General features: G+C 53.5%; 26 protein-coding genes. 20 read left to right on the top strand and 6 right to left on the bottom strand.

The annotated features are described in order from the left end of the window. Positions 1–97 precede the first annotated feature (97 nt). The 3 genes from eptA to pmrB are packed head-to-tail and all read left to right on the top strand — an operon-like array spanning position 98 to position 3,491. Positions 98–1,735: a phosphoethanolamine transferase EptA gene (gene eptA / locus OGX95_RS00705; RefSeq protein ID WP_286627943.1), complete on the top strand. Its 1,638-nt coding sequence runs from the start codon at positions 98–100 to the stop codon at positions 1,733–1,735. A gap of 4 nt (positions 1,736–1,739) precedes the next feature. Further along, positions 1,740–2,408 carry a two-component system response regulator PmrA gene (gene pmrA, locus OGX95_RS00700; RefSeq protein WP_048213870.1) on the top strand — a complete coding sequence of 223 codons (669 nt, stop codon included), beginning with the start codon at positions 1,740–1,742 and terminating at the stop codon, positions 2,406–2,408. Continuing rightward, entirely contained in the window at positions 2,409–3,491 is a 1,083-nt protein-coding gene (gene pmrB, locus OGX95_RS00695; protein WP_286627942.1) for a two-component system sensor histidine kinase PmrB, read from the top strand. Here the strand turns inward: pmrB and pmrR are convergent. Both pmrR and proP read right to left on the bottom strand, forming a co-directional pair. After that, positions 3,485–3,574 (bottom strand): LpxT activity modulator PmrR, encoded by a 90-nt coding sequence (pmrR, locus tag OGX95_RS00690; protein WP_003826741.1) that lies wholly within the window; start codon positions 3,572–3,574, stop codon positions 3,485–3,487. The genes pmrB and pmrR overlap by 7 nt on opposite strands. A gap of 127 nt (positions 3,575–3,701) precedes the next feature. After that, complete coding sequence (gene proP / locus OGX95_RS00685; protein WP_286627941.1) at positions 3,702–5,204, bottom strand: glycine betaine/L-proline transporter ProP; 1,503 nt, start codon at positions 5,202–5,204, stop codon at positions 3,702–3,704. Positions 5,205–5,905: 701 nt separating this feature from the next. Here proP and kdgT point away from each other — a divergent pair. Continuing rightward, complete coding sequence (gene kdgT, locus OGX95_RS00680) at positions 5,906–6,904, top strand: 2-keto-3-deoxygluconate transporter (RefSeq protein ID WP_286627940.1); 999 nt, start codon at positions 5,906–5,908, stop codon at positions 6,902–6,904. Between the two features lie 38 nt (positions 6,905–6,942). On the opposite strand, the gene OGX95_RS00675 is transcribed toward kdgT, so the two are convergent. Together OGX95_RS00675 and crfC are read right to left on the bottom strand one after the other, a co-directional pair. Then, entirely contained in the window at positions 6,943–7,827 is an 885-nt protein-coding gene (locus OGX95_RS00675) for a diguanylate cyclase regulator RdcB family protein (RefSeq protein ID WP_286627939.1), read from the bottom strand. Then, positions 7,824–10,181 carry a clamp-binding protein CrfC gene (gene crfC / locus OGX95_RS00670; RefSeq protein ID WP_286627938.1) on the bottom strand — a complete coding sequence of 786 codons (2,358 nt, stop codon included), beginning with the start codon at positions 10,179–10,181 and terminating at the stop codon, positions 7,824–7,826. Before crfC ends, OGX95_RS00675 begins: the two co-directional genes overlap by 4 nt. Positions 10,182–10,723: 542 nt before the next feature. On the opposite strand from crfC, the gene OGX95_RS00665 reads away from it, so the two are divergent. The 16 genes from OGX95_RS00665 (at position 10,724) to phnP (ending at position 22,536) form a co-directional block, all read left to right on the top strand. Then, on the top strand, positions 10,724–11,059 hold the full coding sequence (locus OGX95_RS00665; RefSeq protein WP_003031835.1) for a zinc ribbon domain-containing protein YjdM: 336 nt from the start codon (positions 10,724–10,726) through the stop codon (positions 11,057–11,059). Between the two features lie 140 nt (positions 11,060–11,199). Further along, positions 11,200–11,649: a VOC family metalloprotein YjdN gene (yjdN, locus tag OGX95_RS00660; RefSeq protein ID WP_286627937.1), complete on the top strand. Its 450-nt coding sequence runs from the start codon at positions 11,200–11,202 to the stop codon at positions 11,647–11,649. A 132-nt stretch (positions 11,650–11,781) separates the two neighbouring features. Further along, positions 11,782–12,570 (top strand): phosphonate ABC transporter ATP-binding protein, encoded by a 789-nt coding sequence (phnC, locus tag OGX95_RS00655; protein WP_286627936.1) that lies wholly within the window; start codon positions 11,782–11,784, stop codon positions 12,568–12,570. A 65-nt stretch (positions 12,571–12,635) separates the two neighbouring features. Next, entirely contained in the window at positions 12,636–13,652 is a 1,017-nt protein-coding gene (phnD, locus tag OGX95_RS00650) for a phosphonate ABC transporter substrate-binding protein (RefSeq protein WP_286627935.1), read from the top strand. Between the two features lie 95 nt (positions 13,653–13,747). Then, positions 13,748–14,527 carry a phosphonate ABC transporter, permease protein PhnE gene (gene phnE, locus OGX95_RS00645; RefSeq protein ID WP_016155398.1) on the top strand — a complete coding sequence of 260 codons (780 nt, stop codon included), beginning with the start codon at positions 13,748–13,750 and terminating at the stop codon, positions 14,525–14,527. A gap of 20 nt (positions 14,528–14,547) precedes the next feature. Continuing rightward, positions 14,548–15,273 (top strand): phosphonate metabolism transcriptional regulator PhnF, encoded by a 726-nt coding sequence (gene phnF / locus OGX95_RS00640; protein WP_286627934.1) that lies wholly within the window; start codon positions 14,548–14,550, stop codon positions 15,271–15,273. After that, positions 15,274–15,726, top strand: a complete 453-nt coding sequence (gene phnG / locus OGX95_RS00635) for a phosphonate C-P lyase system protein PhnG (protein ID WP_286627933.1) — start codon at positions 15,274–15,276, stop codon at positions 15,724–15,726. It abuts the gene before it with no gap. Beyond that, the gene (gene phnH, locus OGX95_RS00630; RefSeq protein ID WP_286627932.1) at positions 15,723–16,307 is read left to right on the top strand and encodes a phosphonate C-P lyase system protein PhnH; all 585 of its coding nucleotides are present in this window, start codon (positions 15,723–15,725) and stop codon (positions 16,305–16,307) included. Before phnG ends, phnH begins: the two co-directional genes overlap by 4 nt. Continuing rightward, positions 16,307–17,374 carry a carbon-phosphorus lyase complex subunit gene (locus OGX95_RS00625; RefSeq protein ID WP_286627931.1) on the top strand — a complete coding sequence of 356 codons (1,068 nt, stop codon included), beginning with the start codon at positions 16,307–16,309 and terminating at the stop codon, positions 17,372–17,374. Before phnH ends, OGX95_RS00625 begins: the two co-directional genes overlap by 1 nt. A gap of 46 nt (positions 17,375–17,420) precedes the next feature. Beyond that, entirely contained in the window at positions 17,421–18,212 is a 792-nt protein-coding gene (gene phnJ, locus OGX95_RS00620; RefSeq protein WP_286627952.1) for an alpha-D-ribose 1-methylphosphonate 5-phosphate C-P-lyase PhnJ, read from the top strand. Beyond that, the gene (phnK, locus tag OGX95_RS00615) at positions 18,209–18,967 is read left to right on the top strand and encodes a phosphonate C-P lyase system protein PhnK (protein WP_286627930.1); all 759 of its coding nucleotides are present in this window, start codon (positions 18,209–18,211) and stop codon (positions 18,965–18,967) included. Before phnJ ends, phnK begins: the two co-directional genes overlap by 4 nt. Before the next feature lie 9 nt (positions 18,968–18,976). Further along, complete coding sequence (gene phnL, locus OGX95_RS00610) at positions 18,977–19,657, top strand: phosphonate C-P lyase system protein PhnL (protein WP_286627928.1); 681 nt, start codon at positions 18,977–18,979, stop codon at positions 19,655–19,657. After that, entirely contained in the window at positions 19,654–20,790 is a 1,137-nt protein-coding gene (gene phnM, locus OGX95_RS00605; RefSeq protein ID WP_286627927.1) for an alpha-D-ribose 1-methylphosphonate 5-triphosphate diphosphatase, read from the top strand. The genes phnL and phnM overlap by 4 nt, the downstream gene beginning before the upstream one ends. Before the next feature lie 2 nt (positions 20,791–20,792). Continuing rightward, positions 20,793–21,347 (top strand): ribose 1,5-bisphosphokinase, encoded by a 555-nt coding sequence (gene phnN, locus OGX95_RS00600; RefSeq protein ID WP_271440952.1) that lies wholly within the window; start codon positions 20,793–20,795, stop codon positions 21,345–21,347. Next, positions 21,334–21,768 carry an aminoalkylphosphonate N-acetyltransferase gene (gene phnO / locus OGX95_RS00595; RefSeq protein WP_137382893.1) on the top strand — a complete coding sequence of 145 codons (435 nt, stop codon included), beginning with the start codon at positions 21,334–21,336 and terminating at the stop codon, positions 21,766–21,768. Before phnN ends, phnO begins: the two co-directional genes overlap by 14 nt. Before the next feature lie 9 nt (positions 21,769–21,777). Next, positions 21,778–22,536, top strand: a complete 759-nt coding sequence (phnP, locus tag OGX95_RS00590) for a phosphonate metabolism protein PhnP (RefSeq protein WP_286627926.1) — start codon at positions 21,778–21,780, stop codon at positions 22,534–22,536. A 75-nt stretch (positions 22,537–22,611) separates the two neighbouring features. Here phnP and OGX95_RS00585 read toward each other — a convergent pair whose 3' ends face one another. Together OGX95_RS00585 and OGX95_RS00580 are read right to left on the bottom strand one after the other, a co-directional pair. After that, entirely contained in the window at positions 22,612–23,265 is a 654-nt protein-coding gene (locus OGX95_RS00585; protein WP_286627925.1) for a TetR/AcrR family transcriptional regulator, read from the bottom strand. A gap of 198 nt (positions 23,266–23,463) precedes the next feature. Continuing rightward, positions 23,464–23,937 (bottom strand): MaoC family dehydratase, encoded by a 474-nt coding sequence (locus OGX95_RS00580; protein ID WP_286627924.1) that lies wholly within the window; start codon positions 23,935–23,937, stop codon positions 23,464–23,466. Positions 23,938–23,939: the final 2 nt, after the last annotated feature.

Here is a 23,939-nt window from a genome sequence, read left to right as displayed (position 1 = left end):
CATCCCCCACACCAGTACCTGCTAACATTAAGAACTTAATGTTGGCTTAATTTTACTTTGAGAGGATCCGCTCCACTTAGTTGATGGAACCCCCTTAATGTTAAAGCTCCTGTTTAAAAGACCGACTCTCGGGCAAATCAGCTGGCTATTGCTGATCTCATTTTATCTTGCGACCTTCCTGAACATCGCGTTCTACAAACAGGTACTGCAAGACCTTCCGCTGGATTCCCTGCGCAACATCCTGGTGTTCTTATCGATGCCGGTTGTCGCTTTCAGCGTCATGAATATCGTGCTCACACTGGCCTCTTTTCTGTGGCTTAATCGCCTGGTCGCGTGCATTTTCATTTTGGTCGGGGCGTCCGCCCAGTATTTCATCATGACCTACGGCATCATCATCGACCGTTCGATGATCGCCAACATGATGGATACCACACCTGCTGAAACCTTCGCCCTCATGACGCCGCAAATGCTCCTGACGCTGGGACTGAGCGGCATTCTGGCCGCCATCGTTGCCTGCTGGGTAAGAATCAAACCCATTACGCCTGCGCTGCGCAGCGTGTTGTATCGCGCTGCGAATATCCTGATATCGGCACTGCTTATCGTGCTGGTCGCCGCCTTTTTCTATAAAGATTACGCGTCGCTGTTTCGTAATAATAAAGAGCTGGTTAAGTCCCTCAGCCCGTCCAACAGCATCGTGGCAACGTCATCCTGGTATTCACACCAGAGGCTGGCCAACCTGCCGCTGGTGCGTATTGGCGAAGATGCGCACCGTAATCCAGAAATGGTGAAAGGAAAACGTAAGAACCTCACTATTGTGGTGCTTGGTGAAACGTCACGCGGCGACAACTTCTCGCTGTCAGGGTATTCACGTCAGACCAATCCGTTGCTGGAAAAAGATGATGTCGTTTATTTCCCGCGTACAACGTCCTGCGGTACGGCGACAGCCGTTTCCGTACCCTGCATGTTCTCCGACATGCCACGTGCGCACTACGATGAAGAACTGGCTCACCACCAGGAAGGCGTACTCGATATCATCCAGCGGGCGGGAATTAACGTTCTGTGGAATGATAACGACGGCGGCTGTAAAGGTGCCTGTGACCGCGTACCGCATCAGGATATGACTGCGCTGAACCTACCGGGACAGTGTATTAACGGTGAATGCTACGATGAAGTCCTGTTCCACGGGCTGGAAGAGTACATTAATAACCTACAGGGCGACGGCGTGATCGTACTGCACACCATCGGCAGCCATGGTCCAACCTATTACAACCGTTATCCGCCACAGTTTAAGAAATTTACCCCAACCTGCGATACCAACGAAATTCAAACGTGTTCGCAGCAGCAACTGGTGAATACCTACGACAATACCATCCTGTACATTGACTATATTGTTGATAAAGCGATCAATATACTGAAAGCGCATCAGGACAATTTCACCACCAGTCTGGTTTATCTTTCCGATCACGGTGAATCCTTAGGAGAAAACGGCGTCTACTTGCACGGTCTGCCGTATTCGATTGCACCAGACACACAAAAACATGTACCGATGCTGTTGTGGCTTTCAGAGGACTATCAGCAACGCTACCAGATTTCTCAAACATGTTTGCAGAAACGGGCCAGCTCAGAAGATTTCTCGCAGGATAATCTGTTCTCAACCCTGCTGGGATTAACGGGCGTACAAACCAGGTATTACCAGTCAGCAGATGATATTCTGCACCCATGCAAGGGAGGCTAACCGAATGAAAATTCTGATTGTTGAAGACGATACGCTGTTACTACAGGGGCTGATACTTGCCGCACAAACGGAAGGCTACGCCTGCGATGGCGTGTCAACGGCCCGTGCCGCCGAACATTGTCTTGAAACGGGTCATTACAGTCTTGTCGTTCTGGATTTAGGTTTGCCGGATGAGGATGGCCTGCATTTTCTGACCCGCATCAGGCAGAAAAAATATACCGTTCCGGTCCTGATCCTGACTGCCCGCGACACCGTGAAAGACCGCATCACCGGGCTGGATGTCGGCGCTGATGACTATCTGGTCAAACCGTTCGCGCTGGAAGAACTGCATGCCCGCATTCGGGCGCTGTTGCGTCGGCATAACAATCAGGGTGAAAGTGAGATTATCATTGGCAACCTGACATTAAATATCGGCCGCCGCCAGGTGTGGATGGATGGACAAGAAATAGTCTTAACGCCAAAAGAGTATGCGCTATTGTCGCGGCTGATGCTCAAAGCGGGGAGCCCGGTACACCGGGAAATTTTGTATAACGACATCTACAGCTGGGATAACGAGCCGTCGACCAATACGCTGGAAGTCCACATCCATAACCTGCGCGATAAAGTGGGAAAATCACGCATTCGCACGGTTCGAGGTTTTGGCTACATGCTGGCCGCTACTGAGGAAAGTTAAGTGAATTTGATGCGTTTTCTAAAACAACCGCTCCCGCTTCGCCAGCGTTTAATGCTGACGATCGGCCTGATTCTGCTGGTCTTCCAGCTGATTAGCACCTTCTGGTTGTGGCACGAAAGCACCGAGCAAATACAGCTGTTCGAACAGGCGTTACGCGAAAACCGTAACAACGATCGCCATATCATGCATGAGATCCGTGAGGCTATCGCCAGCCTGATCGTCCCCGGCATTTTTATGGTCAGCCTGACGCTCATTATTTGCTATCAGGCGGTGCGGCGCATTACCCGTCCTCTTGCCGATCTCCAACAGGAGTTAGAAACTCGCACAGCGGATAATCTGGCTCCCATTAATATCCGTAGCTCCACCATTGAGATACAGGCGGTAGTGACGGCGCTCAATCACCTGGTTACGCGGCTAACAACCACTATCGACAACGAGCGTCTGTTTACTGCCGACGTTGCCCATGAGCTACGAACGCCATTATCCGGCGTTCGTCTGCATCTGGAATTGCTGTCAAAAACCCACAATGTTGACGTTACGCCGCTAATCACCCGTCTAGACCAAATGATGGACAGCGTGTCGCAGCTGTTGCAACTCGCCCGTGTGGGTCAGTCGTTTTCGGCCGGAAATTACCAGCATGTCAAACTGCTGGAAGACGTCATTCTGCCCTCCTACGATGAGCTCAGCACCATGCTGGACCAGCGACAACAAACGTTGCTCCTACCGGCAAGCGCAGAGGATGTCATCGTACGCGGTGACGTCACGCTGTTGCGGATGCTGTTGCGAAATCTGGTAGAAAACGCCCACCGTTACAGCCCGGAAGGTACCAACATTACGATTAACCTTAACGCGGAACAAAATGCAATTATGGCCGTCGAGGATGAGGGGCCAGGCATTGATGAAAGTAAGTGCGGGGAGTTAAGCAAAGCGTTTGTACGCATGGACAGCCGTTTCGGCGGCATTGGGCTGGGATTGAGCATTGTCAGTCGAATTACCCAACTTCATCGCGGGCAGTTCTTTTTACAAAACCGCCCAGGAGCCAGTGGTACTCGCGCCTGGGTGGTACTGGAGAAAGATCAGTAAGAGCTCACCCACACGTACAAAAAGCTGCTCACAATCAGTACGCTGCACACGGTGGTCAAACTTTCATAAATACGGGTTTTCATGACACTCTCCTCCGATAATCTGGAGGAGAGTTTGCCTTACGGAGATTAAGCCAACCTTAAGTTGATATAATGGTTCAGCATAATCTCCGTAGGCCTGAAAGCTGCATACTATCAGGCAATGACATCATTACTCATCAATACGCGGATGCTGCTGGACCAGGCGCGAACGCTTAACCTGTAGCTCAGCAATTTCCTGATCGATGTCTTCGATTTTCTGCTCAATGTTATCGTAGTGCTCACCGAGAATTTCTTTCGCTTCCTGAATATCCGAAGCCGCAGGTGTCGCCCCTTTCAACGGCTGATTGGCAGTCTCTTTCATGGTCACACCGGTAATTAACCCCACGACCGCAATCACCATCAGATAGTAAGCAGGCATCATCAGATTCTGCGAACTTTCCACCAGCCAGGCAGCCAGCGTCGGCGTCAAGCCTGCAACCAGTACCGAAATGTTAAACGCGGCGGCCAGCGCACTGTAACGAATATGTGTCGGGAACATCGCGGGTAACGTTGATGCCATGACCCCGGTGAAGCAGTTGAGGATCACCGCCAGCATCAGCAACCCGGCGAAAATCAGGCCGATGACATTGCTGTTAATCAGAATAAATGCCGGGATTGCCAGCACAAACAGCGCAATACTGCCCATGATCACAAACGGACGACGCCCGAAGCGGTCACTCAGCAGGCCCATCACCGGCTGCACAAACAGCATACCAATCATAATGGCGATAATAATCAGCACACCGTGATCTTCAGAGTAGTGCAGGTTATGCGACAGGTAGCTCGGCATATAGGTGAGCAGCATGTAGTAGGTGACGTTGGTCGCAATCACCAGACCGGTGCACGCCAGCAGGCTACGCCAGTGTTTAGTCGCAATTTCTTTAAACGAAATCTTCGGTCCTTCCTGCAGACCCTGACGATCGCCCTGCTCCAGCTTGTCGACATGCTGCTGAAACGCAGGGGTTTCTTCCAGAGCATGGCGCAGATACAGACCAATCAGCCCTAACGGTAGTGCCAGGAAGAACGGAATACGCCAACCCCATTCAAGGAAGTTGTCTTCACCGACGACGGTCGAGATCAAGACGACGACACCGGCCCCCAGCACAAACCCGGCAATAGAGCCGAAGTCCAGCCAACTGCCCATAAATCCACGCTTACGGTCCGGGGAATACTCTGCGACAAAAATCGACGCGCCGGTATACTCTCCGCCGACCGAAAAGCCCTGTGCCATCTTACACAACAGCAGCAGGATTGGTGCCCAGATACCAATAGACGCATACGACGGGATCAACCCAATACAGAAGGTACTGATCGACATAATCACAATCGTGATAGCCAGGATCTTTTGGCGACCGTATTTATCGCCGAGCATACCGAAGAACAATCCGCCAAGCGGTCGAATCAGAAAGGGAACGGAGAAGGTAGCAAGTGCAGCAACCATCTGCACGCTGGGGTCAGCCCCCGGGAAGAACACTTTACCTAATGCGTAAGCAACAAACCCATAAACACCAAAATCAAACCACTCCATTGCATTACCTAGCGACGCTGCGGTAATGGCTTTTCGCAGTTTTCCGTCATCAATAATGGTGACGTCGCGAAGCGTAATTGGCTTTATTTTTTTCCTTTTTAGCATACCAGTCCTCATAGACTTAGCCCTGTCGCGCTACAGATCGAGTCTCCCAACGCCGTATGCGCTAAGGTCATCGCCGAGCGGGGATTGCACAGGCGCAATCCCTGTAACAAGCGTAGCAGGTTTACTTACACTGACTGATCATGAGCAGTACAACCGAACCTGTTGACGCCTGATTGGGCGGTTAATGACCTCTTTACCCTAACAGTGTTTAAATGTGTGATCAACTTCACACATAGTTTTTCATTTCGTCAACCTGCGTAAATAAGGTCATTCTCAGTCAGCTTTTTTACATGAAATGCTTGCGATTTATAGAAAATTAATTACAAGAATAAATCGCTTGGTTTCCTCAACAATCACAGAAGTCACTATTAATCTGCTAGCAAAAAATTCACCTAATCCCTTCACAAAAAGATCACAGGTTTTTTAATAATCTGAACCTGTAATGATCTTTGCTCGGAATATGTGATGAAGATAACTAAAACATCGTTTTATTTTGATTGAATCAACGTTCCTATGAATGCAAACTAATTCCAGACGCAATATCCCTGGGAGCAGTAGCACGCTCAACGTATGCCGCGTTAGATTTTATAAAACAAAGAGATAGCCGTTTTCTCTGTTAAAACTCACAAGTAACATTTTGAATTTAAATAATTTTTACTTTCTTGCGCGTTTATAACCTGCGACAAGACATGAGGACGTTTATGAAAATTAAAGCCACGATTGAACGCATCCCCGGCGGAATGATGTTGATTCCTCTGTTATTAGGCGCAGTGTTAAATACGTTAGCTCCCGATACGGGCGCGTATTTCGGTTCGTTTACCAAAGGTATGATCAGCGGGACAGTTCCGATTCTGGCGGTATGGTTTTTTTGTATCGGTGCATCAATTGATTTGCGAGCAACCGGTACAGTATTACGCAAGTCAGGTACATTGGTATTAACCAAAATAGCCGTAGCCTGGGCAGTGGCAATGATTGCCGCTTCATTTATTCCTGATACAGGCATTCAAACAGGGTTCTTTGCAGGTCTTTCCGTACTGGCAATTGTCTCAGCAATGGACATGACCAACGGGGGATTGTACGCCAGTCTGATGAATCAGTACGGTACGAAAGAAGAGTCTGGCGCATTTGTTTTGATGTCTCTGGAGTCCGGTCCGTTAATGACCATGGTCATTCTGGGCTCTGCCGGCCTGGCCTCTTTTGAGCCACACCATTTCATCGGCGCGGTCCTGCCGTTCCTGATTGGCTTTACACTGGGCAACCTGGATCACGACCTGCGAGCCTTCTTTAGCAAAGCGACACCAGTACTGATTCCGTTCTTCGGCTTCGCACTGGGTAACACCATTAACCTGAGCGTCATCGTTGATACCGGTCTGCTGGGTATCCTGCTGGGTGTGGCCGTCATCGTTATCACCGGTATCCCGCTGATTATTGCTGACCGCGTCATTGGTGGCGGGAACGGTACGGCAGGTGTCGCCGCCTCTTCTGCGGCTGGCGCTGCAGTGGCGAACCCAGTCATCATCGCCCAGATTAACCCGGCATTTGAACCGGTTGCCGCTTCGGCAACTGCTCTGGTCGCTGCCAGCGTGATAGTGACTGCGATTCTGGTGCCAATTATCACGGCACTGTACGCCAAACGGTTTAACAAAGCGCCGGTCGCCGCAGAAACGGCAACCACACCGGCAGACTCGCTGCACCACTAAGTCGGGCTACACATCACTCGCCGTCCCTTCTCAGTGATTCAGAGGGGGGACGGTGCAAAAATCTCTTCAACCATCGCATCAACCAGTCGCTTTGCCGAACACAGCCTCGGCATCCCCAACGCCACATTCTGCCAACGCTGCGTCACCGACCAGCTCACCGGATGGCGCTGTGCATCACACCAGTCACCCAGCCAACTCAGCAGATCGTTATGTTCGCTCGAACCCCCAACTGCAGGTGAACTCAGCCATTGATGATAATAATGGCGCGTAGTAGGTGCCGCATTCACGCTGTGTGCCAGCGTCTGGGCAGCCATTGTGCGTAAATTGTCTTTTAGCATCGACACAACATCGGCATTCGCCAGCCGACAGGCATCACCAAAGGCACCCCAGCGCAGTTCCTCCAGCGCAACAAAGCAGCGTCCGGGTAATGACCAGCCGTCATACGCCCCAGCCCGCCAGCGAGTAAAAATCTGTTCACTGTGTTCGCCTGCCTGCACGGTCAGCCCACGTTGCGTCAGCGCTTTCTCTTTATATGCGCTACGTTGGGCAAACCCGTCCGCCAGTGACATTAATTGCTGCATCACGCCGGGAGTTGATTGGCCGCGTGGCTGTTCAGTTTGTTGTAAAAACACCAGTCGCTCGGCAATACGTGCCAGCGCCAGGTGACCAGGATCGATAGTACCCGCCAGCTTTTCCACCAGCTTAAGGCGCATCACCAGGTGTTCGCTGGATACCCCCGCCATCACCCATGCCCGCAGTTGCGTCTGGGATAACACTTCCTGCGTCAGGCGCGCACGCAACCGCTGCTGCTGCAGAAAACCGCCGGAACGTTTGGTTTCATCTCCCTGAACCAGATCGACCATAAACTTCGGGTAGACGCACTCCAGCGTCCGCCCTGGGCCTTCCAGTAACACGTTAGTCATGTATGCTCGGTTGCAAAAAGGGTGTGGATATCGTCACGCAGCAAGCGGGAATCTTCATAAATCCATGCCGCCGTCGCAATACGATGCTGCAATTGTTCATTCATTGCGTTCACCGCCGATTCATTTTGCTGGCGCAGGGTCAGACTCTCGCGCAGGCTCGTCTGCAATTGTGTCAGACACAGTGAAAAATCAGCAAAAAACGTGGCCATGCCTGCCGTAACGGAAATATCGACCTGAGCAACTAAAGCTTTACGAATTTGTTGGCAAAACTGAGTGACATAATGGACAAGGTTCTTGTGCAACGCGCCCATATCAATGAGATAACGCGTTTTTGTTTCGACGTAATCATTCCATCCCCAGTTTGGCTGATTCAACCAACGTGAGAACGTGTCACGTACAACACCGCCGGTGGACGAGGCATTATCCGCCGGGATATCCTGTTCAATAGCCTCGTTAAACAACTGACGTGTATTGAAATTAAACATCGACGCATGAAAAGCAGGAAAACGGATCCGCGCCCGAAATCCGGCATGGTTCAGATCCTCTTTCACCCGTTGCTCAATAGGCCGCATAGCGTCATTCAGCGCCCGGGATAGCGTCGATTCAAGTTCCTCAAAACGCAGCGCCAGATCCCGGCTGATACTCTCCTGCGCCGCCAGCAGGACAACCTCGCAGGAGGAGCGGATTTTATCTAACACAATTTTCGCTTGCCCCTCGTCATGCAACACCAGCATATCACCGGCCATTTCCGCCGTCGCAATGGCAGCCCCCATGCCATGTTGTGACATCATCAGCACGTTTTCTTTAACAAAGAACGTATTAATACCGCACAGAATCTCGGTCTGCTGCTGATTCAGATAGCCGGCAGCAGCCTCCAGTGCCAGCTCAACCTCGTGACTGACCTCGTCACCCACCCGCGCCTGGCTTATCTGCAACTGTTGCATGTCATCTTCAATATGCGCGATGTTCATCCGCAACTGCTCATAGGCTACGGTTAAGCCGTGGGCGCGAAATTCCAGATATTCGTGTGCGCTTTGCGAATAGTTCAATAGCTTGTGTGATGCCGAGCGGAGCGCATACAGTGAGGCATTAGCGTAGGCAGCATGGATCACTTTCTGAATCGGTTGTTCAAATAGTGAGTCTTCCCAAAGCAGATCGGCGGCATGTCGAATATGTTCTTTATCATCAAGATCGGTGGTACGCCAGCGCCTGCCGAGTGCCGCTTCGGCAAAGTCCTGGACCCAGCGCTGCTCCTGATGATCCGGCAAGCGCCCATTGTTCACTAGTTCATGGCGTGCCCTGTTGGCCAGATATCCCCACATTGAGGAGACCGGATAAATACGTTCAGGCGTAATACCGCCTTTCATCAACGTGCCGGAAATTAACGCCCGCACCTGCTCTTCATCATCGCTGTTGCGGTCTTTCTGATCGAATTTGTTAACCAGTGCATACAGCGGTACTGATTTTCCAACCGCCATAATGGCCTGACGGACTTCCTCATCCGAAATCGACTTCAGTTGGGTATAATCCATCACCGCCAGTACCGCTGAAGCCCGGGCCAGCTGTTCATTGAGCATCTGTTGTAAGTGTGGTTGTCCGGCCTCATTCGGCCCGGGTGTATCCAGCAGCGTCAATTGTCCCGGATAACTGGCCAGCCCGGCCAGATGCACGAACTCAACCTCAATAACCGGAATATGTTCAATTGCAGCATAGGCGGTAAACGGAAAATCCACCTCCAGCGCTTTAGACAAACGCACCAGATCGTTCAGGCTCTTGAGAAAATGGAAAATGGGTTGTGCACCAAGATAATACCGTTCAAATGCCACGCCGTTTTCAATATGTTGAAGCAGGGCATTCATATCCTTGTCTATTTCCAGCGCCTGAGCCAAACGCTGACGATCGCATTCCCGCACGCGCTGCTGTAATACTTTCATTAAGGCGTCAATTGGCGCGACATGCGAAAAATGCAGCACCGGCTCTTTCTGTCCCGGTGTATGGCGGATAAGGGTCGGTAACGCCGTCATCGGGCGATTACGATTAGGTAAAACCTCGGTTCCGACAATCGCGTTAATCGTCGTCGACTTTCCCGCCTTCATCGTACCGACGATAGCCAGAACCATTTCCAGACGGGTAATCTTTCGCAGTTCATTGTTGAGCGTTGCCTGCTGGACATCCATGCCACGAGCGCTGAAATGCAGGGGCTGAACAACCTGTCCACTATGCTCTCCTTTTTTCACCATGACATCATTCGCCGAGGTCATTGGCAATTTCTGCAATTGCCGGAGATGTTCAAGAGAGAGCATCAGTAAGCGTTCAGCTTCCTGACTTAATTCATAAATTGTCTGTGTGTACATGGAAAATCTTTCCTTAACGCAAATAGCATTACTTTTATTTAGCCAAATCGTTTTATTTATAGATCTTCGGCTTTTATAATTACGTGTGGAAATAATTAAAATTAAAACAACCAGCTGATATTATTAAAATAAAATTTATCGTATAACTGCTGGCCTGATGCCTCTCACTGACTATATTAAGTAAGAAAGATAAACAGAGTAGTTCAGTTTTAAAGAATGCCAGCTTAATTCCCCTACCAAAATTAAGGGGTCGCAAAGTATTCACTCACAATGACTTAGCTATCCTGTAAGCCATGTTACCTATGAATATCGGGTGTTTCGCCTCACCTTATCTTAAATAACTAAACGTAGCAATTTCCCTTAAAAAATATTCCTTCTGGTTTTCATAGACGTGAAAGCAACCCGACGCCACAACAGATAGTTGCGCATAATTGGCCTGTAGCCCCGACAAAAGCAGGGATTTTATGTATAATTGCGGCCTTTTTCGGCAATCTGCCAACTTTTGGGCGCTTTTGCCCCTGCTGACTTTTGAGGAAATCCACATGTCATTACCACACTGCCCACAATGCAACTCCGAATACACTTACGAAGATAACGGCATGTTCATCTGCCCGGAATGCGCTCACGAATGGAACGACGCTGAACCCGCTCAGGACAGCGACGAACTGATCGTTAAAGATGCTAACGGTAACCTGCTCGCCGATGGCGACAGCGTTACCGTAGTAAAAGATCTGAAGGTAAAAGGTAGCTCTTCCATGCTGAAGATCGGTACCAAAGTGAAGAATATCCGCCTGGTTGAAGGCGACCACAACATCGATTGCAAAATTGATGGCTTTGGTCCAATGAAGCTGAAATCCGAGTTTGTGAAAAAGAACTGATTTCACTTGCCTGATGGCGCTGCGCTTATCAGCGCCTACATCAGATCATTTGTCAGGCGGGAAGCCCATACTTCCCGCCTGGTTTATTTTTGTACACGGCATCTACACTTAACTGGCTTCTCTTACCCGAGGTAAAGATCATGCCGTTAAGTCCCTACATCTCATTCGCAGGCAACTGCGCTGACGCCATTGCGTACTACCAAAAAACATTAGGCGCTGAACTTCTCTACAAAATCAACTTCGGTGAAATGCCCAAATCGGCGCAGGACAGCGAAGAAGGTTGCCCTTCCGGAATGAAATTCCCCGATACCGCCATCGCCCATGCCAACCTACGTATTGCGGGCAGCGACATTATGATGAGCGATAGCGTCGCCACCGGAAAAGCCCACTACTCCGGCTTCACGCTGGTTCTCGACACGCAAAATGTCGATGAAGGGAAGCGCTGGTTTGATAACCTGGCCGCACAAGGACAAATTGAAATGGACTGGCAGGAGACCTTCTGGGCACATGGTTTCGGTAAAGTGACCGACCAGTACGGCGTGCCGTGGATGATCAACGTCGTCAAGCAACAGCAACCCCCTACCGAGTGATGTAACGGGAGGCTCGTCCTCCCGGACTGTCATCAAATATCGCTCAACTCTTCATCGCCAAGTAACTTTCCTTTAACGAAAACGTCACATTAATCCGCCACGATGGGGCCACTTTTTTAGGGAGGCCGCATCATGCAAACGGTTATTCGCGTCGAGAAACTCTCCAAATCCTTCAATCAACATCAGGCGCTTAATGCGGTTGATCTGAATATCTGTGCCGGTGAGATGGTGGCTCTGCTTGGGCCATCAGGCTCCGGCAAATCCACCCTTTTACGTCATTTAAGCGGCTTGATTACCGGTGATAAATCACCGGGCAGTCACGTCGAGCTATTAGGCCGTACCGTTCAACGTGAAGGCCGACTGGCGCGCGACATCCGCAAAAGCCGTGCCCACACCGGCTACATCTTCCAGCAGTTCAATCTGGTGAACCGCCTGACCGTGCTGGAGAACGTGCTGATTGGCGCGCTCGGTAGCACACCGTTCTGGCGCACCTGCTTTAGCTGGTTTAGCCAGGAACAGAAGCAGCGCGCGTTACAGGCGCTGACCCGCGTGGGTATGGCGCACTTTGCCTATCAGCGCGTTTCCACGCTCTCCGGCGGACAGCAGCAGCGCGTCGCCATCGCCCGCGCGCTAATGCAGCAGGCCAAAGTGATCCTCGCCGACGAGCCCATTGCCTCGCTGGACCCGGAATCGGCGCGCATCGTGATGGACACCCTGCGCGACATCAACCAGACCGACGGTATTACCGTGGTCGTCACGCTGCATCAGGTGGATTACGCCCTGCGCTACTGCGAACGCATTGTCGCGCTGCGTCAGGGCAACGTCTTCTTTGATGGCAGCAGCCAGCACTTCGATAACGATCGTTTTGATCATCTCTACCGCAGCATGAACCGCGTCGAACAGAACGCGCAGGCTGCTTAATTGAACTGAAAAGACCAGGCTGACAAGTGAAATAGCCTGGAACAATGACTCGTTGAGGAAAAAACATGAGCTATAAGGCCGTTGCCGCGCTGGCGTTCACCAGCATGTTCAGCATCAGTACCTTGTTAAGCCCGGCGCATGCCGAAGAACAAGAAAAAGCGCTGAACTTTGGCATTATTTCAACTGAATCACAGCAAAACCTGAAGCCACAGTGGGAACCGTTCCTGAAAGATATGGAAAAATCACTGGGCGTAAAAGTGAACGCCTTCTTTGCTCCGGACTACGCCGGGATCATCCAGGGAATGCGCTTTAACAAAGTCGATATCGCCTGGTATGGCAACCTCTCAGCAATGGAAGCGGTGGATCGCGCCAACGGACAGGTCTTTGCCCAGACCGTCGCTGCCGACGGCTCTCCAGGGTACTGGAGCGTACTGATCGTTAACAAGGACAGCCCGATCAACAACCTGAACGATCTGATCGCCAAACGTAAGGATCTGACCTTCGGCAACGGCGATCCCAACTCCACTTCAGGCTACCTCGTCCCTGGTTACTACGTCTTCGCGAAAAACAACATCTCCGCCACCGACTTCAAACGCACCGTCAATGCCGGACACGAAACCAACGCCCTGGCCGTCGCCAACAAACAGGTGGATGTGGCTACCAACAACACCGAAAACCTCGACAAGCTGAAAACCTCCGCACCAGACAAGCTGAAAGAACTGAAGGTTATCTGGAAGTCACCGCTGATCCCAGGCGATCCGATCGTCTGGCGTAAGAACCTCTCTGAAGCCACCAAGGACAAGGTGTACGACTTCTTCATGAACTACGGCAAAACGCCGGAGCAGAAAACCGTGCTAGAACGCCTGGGTTGGGCACCGTTCCGCGCCTCCAGCGATCTGCAACTGGTCCCGATTCGCCAACTTGCACTGTTTAAAGAGATGCAGGGCGTGAAGGACAACAAAGGCCTGAATGCAGAAGAAAAAACCAGCAAAACGTCGGCTCTGAAAGCACAGCTTGATGATCTCGACCGCCTGACTGCAGCGCTGGGTGCAATGACCAGCGTGACCAAAGCGGTGCAATAACGGATTGCCCGGTGGCGCGATGCTTACCGGGCCTACGAACGTAGGCCGGATAAGGCAAAGCCGCCATCCGGCAATACAGAATAATGGAGCTAAATATGCAAACCATCACCGTCGCCCCGCCCAAGCGTAGCTGGTTCTCGCTGCTGAGCTGGGCCATTCTTCTCGCCGTGCTGGTGGTCTCGTGGAAAGGCGCCGAAATGGCCCCGCTCACGCTGATCCAGGATTCCGGCAATATGGCAACCTTCGCTGCCGACTTCTTCCCACCTGACTTCAGCCAGTGGCAGGACTATCTCGGTGAAATGGCCGTCACGCTGCAAATCGCCGTTTGGGGTACTGCCCTCGCCGTGGTGTTGTCGATTCCGTTCGGCCTGATGTGCGCCGATAACCTCGTGCCGTGGTGGATTTACCAGCCGATGCGTCGCCTGATGGATGCCTGTCGCGCCATCAACGAAATGGTCTTCGCCATGCTGTTTGTCGTCGCCGTTGGTTTGGGTCCGTTCGCCGGGGTGATGGCGCTGTTTATCCATACCACCGGGGTGCTCTCCAAGCTGCTTTCCGAAGCGGTAGAAGCCATTGAACCCGGTCCGGTAGAAGGCATTCGCGCCACCGGAGCCAACAAGATTGAAGAGATTCTTTACGGCGTCCTGCCACAGGTCATGCCGCTGCTCATCTCCTACTCGCTGTATCGCTTTGAGTCCAACGTTCGTTCGGCCACGGTGGTCGGGATGGTGGGAGCCGGTGGTATCGGCGTGACCTTATGGGAAGCGATTCGCGGTTTCCAGTTCCAGCAAACCTGTGCCCTGATGGTGTTAATCATCGTCACCGTCAGTCTGCTGGATTTCCTCTCCCAGCGTTTGCGTAAGCACTTTATCTGACTAGCGAGGCATTGATTGCTATGCACTTGTCTACACATCCGACCAGTTATCCGACGCGTTATCAGGAGATTGCCGCGAGACTTGAGCAGGAGCTTCGTCAACATTATCGCTGCGGTGATTACCTGCCCGCCGAGCATCAACTGGCCGCGCGTTACGAGGTAAACCGCCACACTCTGCGCCGCGCTATCGATCAACTGGTTGAGCGCGGCTGGGTGCAGCGTCGTCAGGGCGTGGGGGTTCTGGTGCTGATGCGCCCGTTCGACTACCCGTTGAATGCCCAGGCACGCTTCAGCCAGAACCTGCTGGATCAGGGCAGCCACCCCACCAGCGAAAAACTGCTGGCGGTACTGCGTCCGGCTTCCAGCCCCATTGCTGATGCGCTGAGCATTAAGGAGGGCGATAACGTCATCCATTTGCGCACCCTGCGCCGGGTCAACGGCATCGCCCTGTGCCAAATCGACCACTATTTTTCCGACCTCACTCTCTGGCCGCTATTGCAGGGCTTTAACCACGGCTCGCTGCACGACTATCTGCGCGAACAGTCGGGCCTGACGCTGCTACGCACGCAAACGCGTATCAGCGCCCGCCGCGCACAGGCCAAAGAGAGCAAAGTGCTGGAAATCCCCAACATGGCGCCGCTGCTGTGCGTGCGCACCCTGAACCACCGTGAAGGCGAAGAACAGGCCGCGGAATATTCCGTCAGCCTGACCCGTGCCGACATGATCGAATTCACCATGGAGCACTGAATGCATTTCGATACCGCCACTCGCCAGCGTTGGATGCGCGCGCTGGCTTACAGCAATGCCGATGCCCTGAATGCGCGTATCAAGGCGCTCAAACTGACGCCGGACTATGCGCTTATTCGCGCCCCGGAAAGCGGGCTGATGCAGATACAGGCCCGCATGGGCGGCACCGGTAATCGTTTCTTTGCTGGCGACACCACGCTCACCCGCGCGGTTATTCGCCTGAAAAGCGGCACGCTGGGCTACAGCTACCTGCTGGGACGCAACAAACAACATGCCGAGCAGTGCGCGGTAATTGACGCATTGCTGCAGGAACAAACGCATTTCCAGAACCTAATGGAAACCTTAATTGCCCCGCTGGAAGCGGAACGCGAGGCGCTGATTCGCGCACGCCGTGCCGAAGTCAATGCCAGCCGGGTCGACTTCTTCACGCTGGTACGCGGAGATAACGCATGACCTTACAAACCGCCTTTAATTTACCTGTTCAGGATGCCCAACAGAGCTTTCGTCGCCTGCTGAAGGCCATGAGTGAACCCGGCGTCATTGTCGCCCTGCATCAACTGAAACATGGCTGGCAGCCACTGGGTCTGGCCACTACCAGCGTGCTGTTGACGCTGGTCGATGGCGACACGCCGGTCTGGCTGGCACCCTCGATAGATAACGATATCGCCCGACAGAATCTGCGTTTTCACACCAACGCACCGCTGGTAGACCAGCCGCAACAGGCCGCCTTTGCTGTCGCTGACGAGCGCATCAGCAGCGAACAGCTTAACGCCCTCTCCGCCGGTTCCGCCGTCGCGCCAGAGACCAGCGCCACGCTGATTGTGCAGGTATCTGGCTTAAGCGGTGGACGCATGCTGCGTCTGACCGGCGCGGGTATCGCCGAAGAACGCATGATCGCGCCACAGCTACCGGAATGTCTGATTCACGAACTTACCGAACGCCCACATCCGTTCCCGCTGGGGGTCGATCTGATCCTCACCTGTGGTGAACGACTGCTGGCTATTCCGCGAACCACCCATGTGGAGGTGTGCTGATGTACGTCGCCGTCAAAGGGGGCGAAAAGGCGATAGCCAACGCCCATGCACTGCAGGAAAGCCGACGCCGGGGCGATGAGAGCATTGCTGAACTGAGCGTGGCACAAATCGAACAACAGATGAACCTGGCCGTCGACCGGGTGATGACCGAAGGCGGCATTGCCGACCGCGAGCTGGCGGCACTGGCGCTAAAACAGGCCAGCGGCGATAACGTCGAAGCCATCTTTCTGCTACGCGCCTATCGCACCACACTGCCAAAACTGGCCGTCAGCGAACCGGTTAACAGCGCCGAGATGCGCCTGGAACGCCGAATTTCTGCCGTCTACAAGGACATTCCCGGCGGGCAATTGTTAGGACCCACCTACGATTACACCCATCGCCTGCTGGATTTTACCCTGCTGGCCAATGGTGAAACGCCACCGCTGCGCAGCGCTGAAAATACGCAGGACACCTCTCCGCACGTCTTTTCTCTGCTGGCAAATCAAGGACTGGCAAAGCGCGAAGAGGACGACGGCGCTCAGCCTGATGACATCACCCGCACACCACCCGTTTATCCCTGCTCACGCGCTTCGCGACTGCAACAGCTGATGCGTGGTGACGAAGGCTACCTGCTGGCACTGGCCTACTCCACCCAGCGGGGCTACGGGCGCAACCATCCGTTCGCCGCAGAGATCCGCAGCGGTTATGTTGAACTGGAAACAGTACCGGAAGAGCTGGGGTTTGCGGTAAACGTCGGCGAACTGCTGATGACTGAATGTGAAATGGTTAACGGCTTTGTCGCGCCGGAAAACGACGCGCCCCATTTTACCCGCGGTTACGGGCTGGTGTTCGGCATGAGCGAACGTAAAGCGATGGCGATGGCACTGGTTGACCGCGCCCTACAGGCACCCGACTACGATGAAACGGTTACGGGACCGGCGCAGGACGAAGAGTTCGTACTGGCGCATGCGGATAACGTCGAGGCGGCGGGTTTTGTTTCGCACCTCAAACTCCCCCATTACGTCGATTTCCAGGCCGAACTGGAACTGCTTAAACGCCTGCAACAGGAGGCCGACCGTGACCGCTAACCTCTCCGGCTACAACTTTGCTTATCTTGATGAGCAGACCAAACGCATGATCCGTCGCGCAATTTTGAAAGCGGTGGCCATCCCCGGCTATCAGGTGCCATTTGGCGGACGCGAAATGCCAATGCCGTACGGCTGGGGTACGGGCGGTATCCAGCTTACTGCCAGCGTAATTGGTGAAGCTGACGTGCTGAAGGTGATTGACCAGGGCGCGGATGACACCACCAACGCCGTGTCGATCCGCAACTTCTTCAGGCGCGTAACCGGCGTTAACACCACCGAACGCACAGAAGACGCCACGCTAATTCAGACCCGCCACCGCATCCCGGAAACACCGCTAACGGAAGATCAGATAATCATCTTCCAGGTGCCGATCCCCGAGCCGCTGCGCTTTATCGAACCGCGCGAAACGGAAACCCGCACCATGCACGCGCTGGAAGAGTACGGCATCATGCAGGTAAAACTGTATGAAGATATCGCCCGCTTCGGCCATATCGCCACCACCTACGCCTATCCGGTGAAGGTTAACGGCCGCTACGTGATGGACCCGTCACCCATCCCGAAATTCGACAACCCGAAGATGGACAGGATGCCAGCCCTGCAATTGTTCGGTGCAGGCCGCGAAAAACGTATCTATGCCGTCCCACCGTATACGCGGGTGGAAAGCCTCGATTTCGACGATCACCCGTTTAGCGTGCAGAGCTGGGATGAACCCTGCGCCATCTGCGGCTCAACCCACAGCTATCTCGACGAAGTGGTGCTCGATGACAGCGGCAAACGCATGTTTGTCTGCTCCGACACCGACTATTGCCGCCAACAGAGCGAGGCCCTCAGCAAATGATGCAACCGCTGCTTTCAGTCAACAACCTGACCCATCTCTACGCGCCGGGCAAAGGCTTCAGCAATGTCTCTTTTGACCTGTGGCCTGGCGAAGTGCTGGGCATCGTTGGGGAATCCGGTTCCGGTAAAACTACGCTGCTGAAATCTATCTCTTCACGGCTGACGCCACAAAACGGTGAGATCTTATATCAGAACCGCTCGCTGTACGGCATGAGCGAAGCCGATCGTCGCCGCCTGCTGCGCACGGAATGGGGCGTGGTACATCAGCACCCGATGGACGGCCTGCGCCGCCAGGTTTCGGCTGGCGGTAATATTGGTGAACGCCTGATGGCCACCGGCGCACGCCACTACGGCGGCATCCGCGCCACCGCCCAGCGCTGGCTGGAACAGGTGGAAATCCCCGCCTCGCGTATCGACGATCTGCCGACCACCTTTTCCGGCGGCATGCAGCAGCGTTTGCAGATCGCCCGCAACCTCGTCACCCATCCCAAACTGGTATTTATGGATGAACCGACCGGCGGCCTGGACGTCTCGGTACAAGCCAGGTTGCTGGACCTGCTGCGTAGCCTGGTGGTGGAACTGGATCTGGCGGTGGTGATTGTCACCCATGATTTGGGCGTGGCGCGTCTGCTGGCGGACCGTTTGCTGGTCATGAAGCAAGGTCAGGTGGTGGAAAGTGGGTTGACCGACCGCGTGCTCGACGACCCGCATCACCCGTACACCCAGTTGCTGGTATCGTCCGTACTGCAGAACTAAGAGGCTCAAATGATTCGCGTAGAAAACGTCAGTAAAACCTTTGTGCTGCATCAGCAAAACGGCGTGCGTCTGCCGGTGCTCCACAACGCCACCCTGGAAGTAAAAAACGGCGAGTGCGTCGTGCTGCACGGCCATTCCGGCAGCGGAAAATCCACGCTGCTGCGTTCGCTGTACGCCAACTACCTGCCAGATGAAGGACATATCCATATTCGCCATCGCGGTGAATGGGTGGATCTGGTGCAGGCTCCGGCCCGTAAAGTGCTGGAGATCCGTCGTTCAACTATCGGTTGGGTAAGTCAGTTCCTGCGCGTGATCCCACGGATTTCCGCGCTGGATGTGGTGATGCAGCCACTGCTGGATCTGGGCGTATCTCGTGAGGAATGTGCAGCCAAAGCCGCGAGCCTGCTCACCCGCCTGAATGTTCCTGATCGCTTATGGCATCTCGCGCCATCAACCTTTTCCGGTGGTGAACAGCAGCGCGTTAACATTGCCCGGGGCTTTATTGTCGATTACCCCATTCTGCTGCTCGATGAGCCTACCGCGTCACTGGACAGCAAAAACAGCGATGCCGTGGTGGCACTGATTGAAGAAGCCAAAGCCCGCGGCGCGGCCATTGTCGGTATTTTTCACGATGAGACCGTACGCGAGCGCGTGGCGGATCGTCTGCATCTGATGGGAATAACAGCATGATTATCAACAATGTAAAGCTGGTGCTGGAAGATGACGTGGTGCAAGGATCGCTGGAGATTGAAGGCGGGGTTATTCGCACTTTTGCCGAAAGCCAGAGCAGCTTACCTGACGCGCTGGACGGTGAAGGCGGCTGGCTGCTGCCGGGGCTTATTGAACTGCATACCGATAACCTCGACAAGTTCTTTACCCCACGCCCAAAAGTAGACTGGCCTGCCCACTCGGCGATGAGCAGCCACGATGCTTTAATGGTTGCCAGCGGTATTACCACCGTGCTGGACGCGGTAGCGATTGGCGATGTGCGAGACGGTGGCGACCGTCTGGAAAACCTGGAAAAAATGATCAATGCGGTGGAAGAGACACAAAAGCGCGGGGTCAACCGTGCCGAACACCGTCTGCATCTGCGCTGCGAGCTGCCACACCACACCACCCTGCCGCTGTTTGAAAAGCTGGTCGGCCGTGAGCCAGTGACGCTGGTGTCACTGATGGATCACTCACCGGGCCAGCGTCAGTTCGCCAACCGTGAGAAGTACCGCGAGTACTATCAGGGCAAGTATTCGCTGACCGACGAGCAGATGGCCCGCTATGAAGAAGAGCAACTCGCCCTGGCGGCCCGCTGGTCACAACCCAACCGCACCGCCATCGCACAGATGTGCCGTGAACGGCAGATTGCACTGGCGAGCCACGATGACGCCACGCATGACCATGTCCTTGAATCGCATCAACTTGGCAGCGTGATCGCCGAATTTCCCACGACTTTCGCAGCCGCCGAAGCCTCACGCCAGCATGGCATGAACGTGCTGATGGGCGCGCCGAATATCGTGCGAGGCGGTTCGCACTCCGGCAACGTAGCAGCCCATAAGCTGGCCGAACTGGGGCTACTGGATATCCTCTCTTCCGATTACTACCCCGCCAGCCTGCTCGACGCAGCATTTCGTGTCGCGGATGACGATACCAACCGTTTTACACTTCCACAGGCTATTCGTCTGGTGACTCGTAATCCAGCGCGGGCGTTGAATCTTGACGACCGTGGCGTGGTTGCCGAAGGAAAACGCGCGGATCTGGTGCTGGCACACCGCAAAGGCGGCAACATTCATATCGATCACGTCTGGCGTCAGGGCAAAAGGGTATTCTGACTATGGGTAAACTGATCTGGCTGATGGGGCCATCCGGCTCAGGAAAGGACAGTCTGCTGGCGGAACTCCGCCTACAGGAACCGGCACAATTGCTGGTAGCACATCGTTACATCACCCGGGCGGCCAATGCCGGGAATGAAAACCACATCGCCCTCAGTGAACAGGAGTTTTTTACCCGCGCCGGGCAAAACCTGCTGGCGCTAAGCTGGCATGCAAACGGTTTGTACTACGGCGTCGGCGTGGAGATTGACCTCTGGCTACATGCCGGTTTTGATGTGGTGGTCAACGGTTCACGCGCCCATCTGCCGCAGGCGCAATCACGTTATGGCACGGCTTTAATGCCCATCTGCTTACAGGTTTCTCCGGCAATTTTACGCCAACGTTTGCAGGCGCGCGGGCGGGAAAGCGAAACAGAAATCGCCGCCCGCCTTGAACGCGCGGCTCGCTACGCGCCTTACGACTGCCACGTCCTGAATAACGATGGAAGTTTGCTACAGTCAGTCGATACACTGCTCACCCTGATGGGACGCAAGGAGAAGAAACATGTCTGTCTGTGAATTACGCCGCGCTACGCTGTACGACACCGATGCGGTTTACGCGCTTGTCTGCGAACTGAAGCAGGGTAAGTTCGACCACCAGGCCTTTAGCACCGGGTATATAGCAAATCTGCAAGACCCCAATATGCATTACCAACTGGCGCTGCTTGACGGACAGGTCATCGGGTTGATCGGTCTGCATTTGCAGTTTCATCTGCACCACGCTAACTGGATCGGTGAGATTCAGGAACTGGTAGTGATGCCACAGGCGCGGGGGTTAAAGGTAGGCAGCCAGTTACTGGCCTGGGCCGAAGCCACCGCGCGCGAAGCGGGTGCGGAAATGACTGAGCTTTCTACCAGCACGCAGCGCCTTGATGCGCATCGTTTTTACCGCCGCGAAGGTTATACGCAGAGCCATTTTCGCTTTACCAAGCCGCTGTAGGGGGATGCAATGAGTCTGACCATTACGCTTACAGGAACCGGCGGCGCACAGTTGGTACCGGCTTTTGGCTGCGACTGTGCCGCCTGCCAGCGAGCTCGTTTACAGGCGCAATACCGCCGGCGCCCCTGCAGTGGCGTGGTCAAATTCAACGACACGGTAACGCTTCTGGATGCAGGGATCCCACATCTGATGGACGACTGGCCGGCAGGCAGTTTCCAGCAGTTCTTGCTCACTCACTATCATATGGATCATGTACAGGGACTGTTTCCGCTGCGCTGGGGGGTGGGGAAAACGATCCCGGTGTACGGCCCACCGGATGAACAGGGCTGCGACGATCTGTTTAAGCACCCCGGTATTCTCGATTTTAGCCAGACCGTCGCGCCGTTTGTGGTGTTAGATTTGCAGGGATTACAGGTCACGCCACTGCCGCTCAACCACTCTAAGCTGACGTTTGGCTATTTGCTGGAAACAGCGCACAGCCGCGTGGCGTGGCTCTCCGATACCGCCGGGCTTCCCGACAAGACGCTGAAGTTTCTCCACAATAACCAACCTCACGTGATTATCATCGACTGCAGCCACGCCCCACGCGCCGAGCCGCCACGCAATCACAGCGATGTAAATACCGTCATCGCCCTCAACGAGGTGATCCGCTGCCCACGAGTGATCCTGACGCACATCAGCCATCAGTTCGATGTCTGGCTCATGGATAACCCGCTGCCGGAAGGATTCGAAGCCGGATACGACGGCATGGCGATTGTGATGGATTAACGGGTTATGCCGACAGAGAGTTCAGGCGCGAATGACAGTAACTGCCGGAAGCGTCAACGCCATGCCTCTGCGGAATCAATTTGCGGAAGGTTTAACCATATACATGGACAGAACCACGCGGCAGAAGGCATTGAAGAATTGTTCAAGTCGGCTAAAGCTTCCCGAGTCTTGCGCAAAAACCGATGAGCTGTCTACCAGATGAGTGAGAAGCAGGACCAGATCCTGACGCGGCGTATCCGCTTTTAATTGCCCCTGCTGCCAGGCGTATTCAACGGCCTGACCAATAACATCCTGCATAAGTTGAGTAAATGATGCAAGAGAACGGCACATTTCTTCTGTAAGTACATCCTTTTCCAGACGTAACCGACCAATAAGGCTCCACGGATGACATCCCTCGCCATCCGGATTATATTTTTTGTAAAGCTGGTAGTTATATGCCACCACATTAGACACTTTTTGTTCCAGCGTTGTGGTTTTATCCAGCCAAATAGTGCTTTGTTTTTTTTTGGCTTCAGCGACATATTCACTGACCACAATCTCAACAAGGTTATTTTTATTACCGAAGTGGTAATGAATATTGGTCGTCGTCACCTGTAACGCTTTGGCAATCACGCCGAACGTTGTTTTATGGTAGCCATGCGCAATCAGTAAGTTACGAGTAAGTTCTTTGATCTTATCCTGCATGGTGCTGTTTACTGTCGCACTCTGTTTCTGATCTGGTATTGACACAATCCCTCCCTGAGTCTGGCTCCGATATTCAACTTCATCATAATTTGAATACAGCGCCTGAACAGCTGATATCGGCGTAAAATCTTTAGCACTTTTTCAGGGAGATAGCAAAAACTCTGACAGAAGCAACGTCAGAAGACATGTTGGTGAAGAAAAAGAGAGCGCACAGTAAGCGAATCGCGCCCTCTTATAGATGTATCAGTATTGCATCATAAGTAACGTTTCGCCCTGCTGAATAACGACGTCCTGCTGGTTGATGACTTGCAACGCGAACGTAACAATCCCGCGCTCGCTATTCTTCGTTGGGCGTTTTTTCACAACACAGATGCGTGCGGAAATACGGTCACCGGGCAGTAAAGGTGCGCAGAATGACCAGTTCCAGCCTAATGTCGCGATGCCGCGCAACCGCACCGTGCAACGGGTTTTCAAACCATCGGTCAGCGCTAATCCTAATAAGCCATGAGCAATACGGCCAGGAAACCCCTGCTGACGGGCAAACTCGTCGTCCATGTGCACATCAAAAAAATCGCCTGTAATGCCAGCAAAGGCAACAATATGCGCTTCTGTCACAGTAATGGCTGAGGTGTGCCAGTAATCGCCAGGCTGCAAACTGTCGTAACCATACTCACCAGCCGACAGCCGCTTTTCCGTCGCGGGTAAAATCTTATCCATAC

The organism is Citrobacter sp. Cu233, assembly GCF_030332225.1.
Lineage (GTDB): Bacteria > Pseudomonadota > Gammaproteobacteria > Enterobacterales > Enterobacteriaceae > Citrobacter.
Note: the sequence above shows the minus strand (reverse complement) of the source record. Positions and strands in the feature narration are given on the sequence as shown.